Genomic DNA, 8,063 nt, shown 5'->3' with positions numbered 1-8,063 from the left:
CGTACTTCTCTACTACGTCCGCCTGGATACGACCGCGAGTATTCACCTGAATGCCATTCTCCGCCGCCCACAACCGAACCGCCTTAGCGTCCGGGCCACCGTGCGAGGAGGACTTCGTACGCGCTGCCGGACGGCCACGGCCGCCGCCTGTCTTGCGGCCAGCGTTGGTAAAACGGGCTAGTGCTTCACGCAGTTCGTTGGCATGACCCTCATTGAGGTCAATCTCGTATTCACTCCCGTCTAGGCCGAAAGATATCGTTTCCTTAGCTTCCGAGCCATCAATATCATCTTCCAGCAGCACAACTGTCTTTTTAGCCATGAATTAAGGCTAACAGCCTATTGAACAAGAAGATGCGCTAAACATCGGAGAGCGGCAGGACCGTTTGAAGCATCATCAGACGGACGCTTTAGATCGCAAACGCAGTAAAGAATAAGAAAAGGGAGACACCTGCCGTAATGGCTCACCACGCGGAGTGAGCAGTCCACGGTTGGGGTCAATCCGGGTTATCCACGGCAGGATGGGGAGCCATTGGGGAAGCTCCCTTCCCAGCAGTTGCGGTGGATAACCCATCAGGATTGTCCCCGGCTGTGGGCAGCGGGACCAACCGTCTAGACCGTCTGTGGACAAATGCTCAAAAACTGTTGCTCAATGTCAGGCCGCTAGTGGGCGCCCTACTGTGACCGCCCGAGGAGCACAGCAAGGAAACCTTAATTGTCCAGATGGTGTCTGGACAATTATCGATGGCGCTGCAGGATGGTCGGAGGGTCTCTGTCTGTAGGGTCTCGAAGAGGGCACACCGTGTGCCGTGCCCTCTTCTGCGGTCCTGGTACTACGGGGTTGTGGTGAGATCGGTCACTGCCTGCACGTCCACCCAGGCGCCCTTGTCCGCGGACGTGACGATGGCCTCGTCGATAAGCGCTGTTTGATAGCCGTCCGCGAAGTTCGGGTTCACGGTGCCGCCTTCGGTGATGGCTTTGAAGAAGTCGTGTGCCTCGATAATCTTCGTTTCGCCGTAGCCGATTCCCAGGGCGGGGATCGGCCAGAGCGCTTCACCGTAGGGGTGAGCCGGGCCGGTGTAGACGGTTCGGAATCCTCGCCGGTCGTTTTGGTCAGAGGCGAAGCAGACCTGGAGTTCGTCGCGCCGTTCGTAGTTGAAGACGATGCTGCCTTGAGTGCCGTGGATTTCGAAGGTGATGAAGTTGTTGCGGCCGTAGGCGTTGCGGGTGGCCTCGATGGAGCCGACCGCGCCGTTGGCGAAACGGACCATGGTCATCACTTCGTCGTCGACGTCGACCTCCCCGCGGGGCCCTTCGCCGCCGCGGACGTTGCCGAGGGCGTCAGCACCCCCGGTCTGCAGCGGACGTTCCGGGATCCAGGTTGAGAGGATCGAGTTCACGGAGGAGAATTCGCCCACTAGGTAGCGGGCCATGTCCACGACGTGGGTGGCAATGTCGCCGAGGGCGCCGGAGCCTGCGATGTTTTTTTGGAAGCGCCAGGACAGGGGGGAGTTGGGGTCGGCGGACCAGTCCTGCAGGTAGGTGCCGCGGAAGTTAAGGACCCGACCGATCGCACCTTCCTCAATGTATTTCTTGGCCAAGGCGACGGCGGGTGTGCGGCGGTAGTTGAAGGCGACCATGTGCACGATGTTGGCGTCCTTAACCGCGTCGTACATGGCCTTGGATTCCTCCACCGTGCGGGCAAGGGGCTTTTCGCAGATGATGTGCTTGCCAGCCTGTGCCGCGGCGATGGCGATCTCGGCGTGCAGGTGGTTTGGTGTGGCGATGTCTACGACGTCGATCGCAGGGTCGTCGATAATCGAGCGCCAGTCGGAAGTGGAGTTTTCGAAGCCGAAGCGGCGGGCGGCCTCGGCGGCGAGTTCGTCGTTGGCTTCGGCGATAGTGTGGCGCACGGGGAGGGCCGGGGCGGGCCAGAAAAACATGGGCATGGCGGAGTATGCCAGCGAGTGGGCCTTGCCCATGAAGCCGCCTCCGATGAGGCCGACGTTGAGATTCTTCATGATCGTGTTCCTTTTCGGAATAGAGGGATTAGAGGAGTTCTTCGAGGTACTTGCGGCTGATTTCGGCTGCGGCCCTGGGGTCTCCGCCGTACTCATCGAGCTCGACCATGAGCCAGCTGTCGTAGCCGCTTTCCTTGATGGCCTGGACGATTTCAGGGAAGTCCAGCTCGCCCTGTCCTAAGGGCAGGAAGGACAAGGTTTCCTTGTGCAGGTCTTTGAGGTGGACGTGGTGGATCCGGTCCCGGTATTTGCGGATCGTGGCTGCTGGGTCGGCCCCGCCTGCGGCAAGGTGGGCGGTGTCCGGGCAAAAGCCGATCCTGGTGAGGGGCATGAGGCGGTCCAGCTCGGCAGGGCTCTCCACAATGGTTCCCAAGTGCGGGTGATAGCTGGCGGCCAGCCCTGCAGCCTCGGCGATGTCGATGACCGTGTCCAGAGCCTCGCCGAGCCGATGGTAGTCCTGGTCTGTGGTGCCGGCGGCACGGCGGGCGCCTCCTCCGACAATGAGGCGCTCGGCTCCGAATGACGCGGCGAGCTCGGCGGCCTGTTGGATGCGGTGCAACTCGTCCGGGAGGATGTCTGCGTAAATGAAGTTGGCGCCGGTGTAGACGCTGACAAGTGAGACGCCGGATTCCGCCATGATGCTGTGGAGCTGTTCCGGTTTGTCTCTATATTCGGCGAGGTTGCCGTCGAACATTTCCACGCCTTGGTAGCCGGCGGCGGCGATGTCTTTGACAGCGCCGTCCATCGACCCGTGAGTCAGGTAGAAGAGGTCCTTGACGCTGGTTACGCCGGCCGGGTGGCCGACGACGCCGCCCCAGGTGATGGTGCAGTATCCGAGTTTCATGGTGCTGCCTTTCAGAGGGAGGAACGTTTTTCTGTGAACGTTTACGAAATTTAGGGTCTGATGGCGGGGCGGCGTGCCCTGTCGTCAGGCGGCTGACTATGGGGCAAGGGGCGGGAATGACCGCCCCTGCTGAAAGAACAGCTCAGGCCGAAGGCTTTCGGCCCACCGGGGCGGACTAGGACAGCGCGGCGGTTACTTGCGTTGTTCGGCGGCAGCCTGTGCTTTGGCGTTGGCTTCCCGGATCTGGTCGGTCATGTCCGTGTAGAACTCGTCCTGCGGGTCCTTGATGCCCCAGCCGCGGCCGAGGTTTTCGATGTAACCGCACCAGTGCCAGCCGATGATCCATGGCTCGGCCATCACTTTGGCTAGCCCGTTGGCGTAGTCCCCGCCGCGTTCGGCGTGGGTGTTCATATCACTGGTCCGGTGGGGGTTCATGTCTGTGGGTACCCAGTTGCCGATGTCTGCGATGACTACGGGCTTGCCGGTCAACTCGTGCCAGCGCCGAAGGTCATCGATCATCGTCTTGTATTCTTCGTCGGTCTTGCCGGTGAAGTACTGGACGGAGAGGACGTCCACGAAGGGGACCATCGCGCGCAGGGCCGCTTCCGGGATGCCTTTGTTGCCGTTGTAGCGGTCGCCGAGGATCAGGTGGTTGGGGTCATACCGGCGGATGGCCTCGGTGATGGTCTTGTAGTACTGGGTTGCGACGTCGAATAGCTTCTTGTCGTGTTCCTCTTGACTCAGCCCGTCGAATCCGGGCCAGAACCTGCCCGCGGCGTGGGGCAGCCAGGCGGGGATGTCCACGAGGAAGTAGCCGATGAGGTTTTGGCTGTTCTTGTGGTCGGAGACCATTCGCCGGGCGATCCAGTCTGCGTATTTCTGGAAGTCCTCGCCAAAGACGTCCCGAAAGGCGGGGTGGCCGTTCCAGTCCTCGATCTCCTGCACGCGGATCTGCACGACGTAGGGCATATCGGCGTCCAGCAAGTGTTGATCGGGCCAGGGCAGGGAGTGGCCGAGGTCAACGGGGTCCCCGAACCAGTCCAGTGCCTCGCCCCAGCCGCCGCTGATGTACTGGGAGGTCCAGCCGATCGTGTTGAAGTGGAGGTCTTGGAGGTCCCGGACCACGCCCTTCGTCCAGGACTGACGGGAGCCATACTTGCGCTCGAAGATTTCCACGTTGTGCGGGTAGCGCAGGTCTGTGTCGTCGATGTGGTTGAGGGCAAGGGAGATGAAGGGTTTGCCCTCGGGGTCGACGAAGCTCCACGCTCCGTCGCTGTTCCGGGAGACCCGGAAGAAACCATTGTTCGGTGTTTCAGTGGTTGACATGTCAATCGCTCCTTTGCGAGTTCTGCTATTTCTTGCTGAGGGACACTGCGGCGATGATGATTGCGCCCTTGATGATTTGCTGCACTGAGGAATCGACGCCCATGAGGACCAGGCCATTGTTCATCATGCCGATGATCAGGGATCCGGCAAGGGCCCCGATGACGGTTCCCCTGCCGCCGAAGAGGCTGACTCCACCGAGGATGACCGCGGCGATCACGTCCAGCTCCAGGCCAACGCCGACGTCGGGGCGGGCAGCGTGGGCGATGCCTGTGAACAGGAGCGAGGCCACACCGACAAGGGCGCCGGTGATGACGAATGACAGAATTACGGTGCGGTGGGTTTTGACGCCGGTGAAGCGTGCTGCCTGGGGATTGCCGCCTGTGGCGAAGACCCGAAGCCCGAAGACGCTCTTGTGCAGGAGCAGGAAGCCGAGCGCAACAATCACGATGGTCCAGACCACGGCGATGGGAACTCCGAGGATGCTGCTGTCGCCGAAGATGCTGAAGTAGGGCCGGTTGGCGATGATTACCGGGCGGGTGTCTGTGATGAGTAATGCGATGCCACGGGCGACGCCTAGCATTCCCAGAGTGACCAGAAAGCTGGGGATTCCTAGCTTCACGGTCAGGAGTCCGTTGACGAACCCGAAGACGACACCGACCGAGATGGCTGCCAGTGCACCGAGCACCCAGAAGTTCGAGATGTACTGGAGTGCCAGGGCGGAGGCCATTCCGGAGAGCGCGAACACGCTGCCGACGGAGAGGTCGATCTGGGCGTTGACAATGACGAGCGTGACGCCGACGGCGATGATGGAAACGATCGCCGTTTGCCGCCCCACGTTGGCGAAGTTCTGCACGCTGAAGAAGACAGGCGAGGCAATGGAGAAGAAGAGCACCAGTCCCACGAGCGCGATGTACACGAAGTATTCGCGGATGAGGTCCAAGGGGGACCGGCTGCCCCATCGCGGCCGGGTCAGGCTAATGCTGTTGGTGATCGCGCTCATGGCTCTCACGAACCCTTTCATTGAGTCTTGAATAAATGTACTGATCTGTCATCTCCGGCGTGACCTTCTCCGGCTCGCTCATGGACGTGGAGGTCATGAAGTAGATTTCGTCGCACAGCTCCTGGAGTTCGACGAAGTCGGAGGAAGCGACGATGATCGCTGCTCCTTCTTCCGCGAACCGGTGGATGACGCGGTAGATTTCCTGGCGTGCGCGGACATCCACGCCCTGGGTCGGTTCATCGAGAAGCAGGAGGTGCATGCCGGGCTGAAGCCATTTGGCGAAGACGACTTTCTGCTGGTTGCCGCCGGACAAGGTCTGTACGGGGCTGTCGATCGAGTTCGTCTTTACCTGCAGTGTCTCTACGAGGCCGCTGATCAGTGACCGTGCGGCCCTGTTGTCGACGAGGCCGCCCTTGCGCAGTGACTTGTAGTGGGCCAGGGTGAGGTTTCGCTGAATCGAGTGCTGCATCACGAGGCCCGAGCGGTGCCGGTCCTCGGGAACGAGAGCGACTCCTGCGCTGAGCGCCTCCCATGGGTGCTTGAAACGAACTGTCCGGCCATTGAGCCTGATTTCCCCGGCGGTGCTGCGGCGCATGCCGCCGATCGTTTCCAACAGCTCGGTGCGGCCGGTACCGATCAGACCGGCGATGCCGACAATCCGCCCGGCCTCAGCAGTGAAGCTGATGTCCGAGAAGCGGTCCCCCGCGAGTTCGGTGATCTGGAGTTTCGGCCCGGTGGAGGAGCTGGCCAGCAGCTCGGGGTGCGCGAACCGGTCAAAGGCCTCTTTTGGAGGACCGGGCTCTTGGGGTTCAGCGCCCGTGATCTCGCGGACCAGCGAGCTCATCTCCAAATCCGCCACGTCAGCGGTCAGGACCTTCCTGCCGTCTCGGATGATCGTCACCCGGTCGGCCAGTTCGAAGACCTCGGTGAGGCGGTGGGTGACGTAGATGATGCCCACCCCCGACTTCTGGATGTCGCGGATACTGTTGAACAGCAGCAGCTGGTCGGCTTTGGTCAGTGTCGAGGTCGGCTCGTCCAGCACCAGGACCCGGGCGTCCCGGTGGACGGCCTTGGCGATCTCGACAAGCTGGCGGGAGGCAACCGAGAGGTTCTCGACCAGCTCCCCAGGCGGCAGGTGCAGCCCCAGCGAGTCGATGAGTTCCTTGGCGATGGCATTCATCTTTTTCTTTTGCACCATCCCGAAGGCGTTGTGCAGCTCGTTGCCGAGGAAGATGTTCTGGGCCACCGAGAGGGAAGGGACCAGGCTGAGCTCCTGAAAGACCGTTGCGATGTCTTTTTGGACCCGTTCACGACCTTCCACCTCGACAGATCCTTCGTCCTGCGGCTGGACGCCGTCGAGGATCTTGATCAATGTGGACTTTCCGGCGCCGTTGGGGCCCAGCAGTGCGTGGACCTCGCCGGGGCGCAGATCGAAATCGACGTCCTTCAGCGCATAGACTCCGCTGAAAGCCTTGCTGACGCCAACGGCCTGGAGCAGCGGCTTACTGTAGCCCCGCTGGGCGCCGCTGGCTTCCGGGGCGTCCGTCGCGGTGGTCATGTCAGTGTGATCGATTGCTGTTTGCTTACTGATGTTAGCCATGTCACTTGGCTCCGCAGAGTCCCGAGGTCTCGCACGCGTCGAGGACTTCCTGGGGCGGCTTGGAATGGAAGATCTCCTCGTACTTCTGCAGGAGGTTTCCGGGGGTCACTGCGACGGCGGGAAGAGCGACCCATGCCGGAACCTTGTTGCCGATCAGAGCGTGCGCGGCTGCCCTGCCCTCCGCGATTCCCTGGTTGTAGGGCTCCTGGGCACCAATGGCTTTGATGTAGCCGCCGCTGGCCATTTCGACGGCTACTTCGGTGCCGAGGTCGATTGTTGTGATCGGGACGTTGACGCCGGCGTTTCGAAGGGAGGCGACTGACTGCATGGCCGGGGAATCCCAGATGACAAACAGCCCGTTGACGTCAGGGTTTGCCGTCATGAAGTTGGCGGCCGCTGGCCCGACGGCATTGGTGTCCGTGAAGCCGACTTCCTTGATTTTCACGTCGGGGCGGTTCTCCTTGAACCATTCCTTGACCCGCTGCGTGCGCTGGTTGGTGGTGTAGAAGTCCACTGCAAAGTCCACTATGCCGGCTGTACCGTTCTCGGGGATGAACTCCGAGAGGCCGGCAGCGGCAATCTGGCCGTTGCCTTGGTTGTCCGGGGCAATTACTGCTTGGTATTCGGTAGGGTATGTGAGTCCGGAGGCGGGCATGTGGATGAAGACGAGTTTGATGCCGGATTCCGCGACCTTCTTGTAGGTCTGGGCGGTGGCTACATCATCGGTGGGGATGCTGATGATCAGGTCCGGTTTCTTGGTGATCAGGTTCTCGAGGTCTGCAATCTGTTGCTGGACTTTGAACTTTGCATCCGTGACCCCGACGACCTCAACGCCGAGTTCGCCGAGCGTCTGCTGAATGCCTTCGATGGTCAGCCGGGACCAATCGATGTCCATGGTGTTCATGGAGATGCCGACGGAGAACTTGCCCTCGGCCACCTTCTTTTTGTCTTCGTCGCTGAGCTTGAGGGCATCCGCAAGGGCGGGTTCCTCCCCGTTTTTTCCCTTGCCGACGATTCCGGTGGGCGAGATCGAGGCGGCGTCGACGGCGGTGGCGTTCTCTGATGTTGCGCTGCTGCCGGCGTCGCTGGAACAGCCGGACAACGAAATAGCGATCGCGGTGAGCAACCCGGCCGCTGCGGAAAGCGTCTTTCTGCGTGTCATGACAGTGGTCCTTCTGATGGCCAGGGAAGCCGGCGGGCGAACTTCACCTGAGGGAATGAAAAGTGGTTATGGGAGTAATGCCGTCGGGTTGTCGGAGGTCCCCAAATGGGATC

At 61.3% G+C, this 8,063-nt stretch carries 7 protein-coding genes; all 7 read right to left on the bottom strand.

Translation table 11 applies throughout. The features are described 5' to 3' along the window. On the bottom strand, positions 1 to 319 hold a 319-nt coding region (locus P2Q66_RS11460; protein ID WP_275728156.1), incomplete at its 3' end, for an Lsr2 family protein. 511 nt (positions 320 to 830) lie between these two features. Continuing rightward, positions 831 to 2,018, bottom strand: coding sequence for a Gfo/Idh/MocA family oxidoreductase (locus tag P2Q66_RS11455; protein WP_275728154.1), 1,188 nt, complete (start codon positions 2,016 to 2,018; stop codon positions 831 to 833). 28 nt (positions 2,019 to 2,046) lie between these two features. Next, positions 2,047 to 2,862, bottom strand: a complete 816-nt coding sequence (locus P2Q66_RS11450) for a sugar phosphate isomerase/epimerase (protein ID WP_275728152.1) — start codon at positions 2,860 to 2,862, stop codon at positions 2,047 to 2,049. A gap of 192 nt (positions 2,863 to 3,054) precedes the next feature. Further along, complete coding sequence (locus P2Q66_RS11445) at positions 3,055 to 4,188, bottom strand: agarase (protein ID WP_275728149.1); 1,134 nt, start codon at positions 4,186 to 4,188, stop codon at positions 3,055 to 3,057. A gap of 25 nt (positions 4,189 to 4,213) precedes the next feature. Beyond that, the gene (locus P2Q66_RS11440) at positions 4,214 to 5,188 is read right to left on the bottom strand and encodes an ABC transporter permease (protein ID WP_275728145.1); all 975 of its coding nucleotides are present in this window, start codon (positions 5,186 to 5,188) and stop codon (positions 4,214 to 4,216) included. Continuing rightward, positions 5,163 to 6,746, bottom strand: coding sequence for a sugar ABC transporter ATP-binding protein (locus P2Q66_RS11435; protein WP_275728143.1), 1,584 nt, complete (start codon positions 6,744 to 6,746; stop codon positions 5,163 to 5,165). The genes P2Q66_RS11440 and P2Q66_RS11435 overlap by 26 nt, the downstream gene beginning before the upstream one ends. A gap of 43 nt (positions 6,747 to 6,789) precedes the next feature. Further along, on the bottom strand, positions 6,790 to 7,950 hold the full coding sequence (locus P2Q66_RS11430) for a substrate-binding domain-containing protein (RefSeq protein WP_275728141.1): 1,161 nt from the start codon (positions 7,948 to 7,950) through the stop codon (positions 6,790 to 6,792). Positions 7,951 to 8,063: the final 113 nt, after the last annotated feature.

Source organism: Arthrobacter sp. Cr_A7 (genome assembly GCF_029222765.1).
GTDB lineage: Bacteria > Actinomycetota > Actinomycetes > Actinomycetales > Micrococcaceae > Arthrobacter.
Note: the sequence above shows the minus strand (reverse complement) of the source record. Positions and strands in the feature narration are given on the sequence as shown.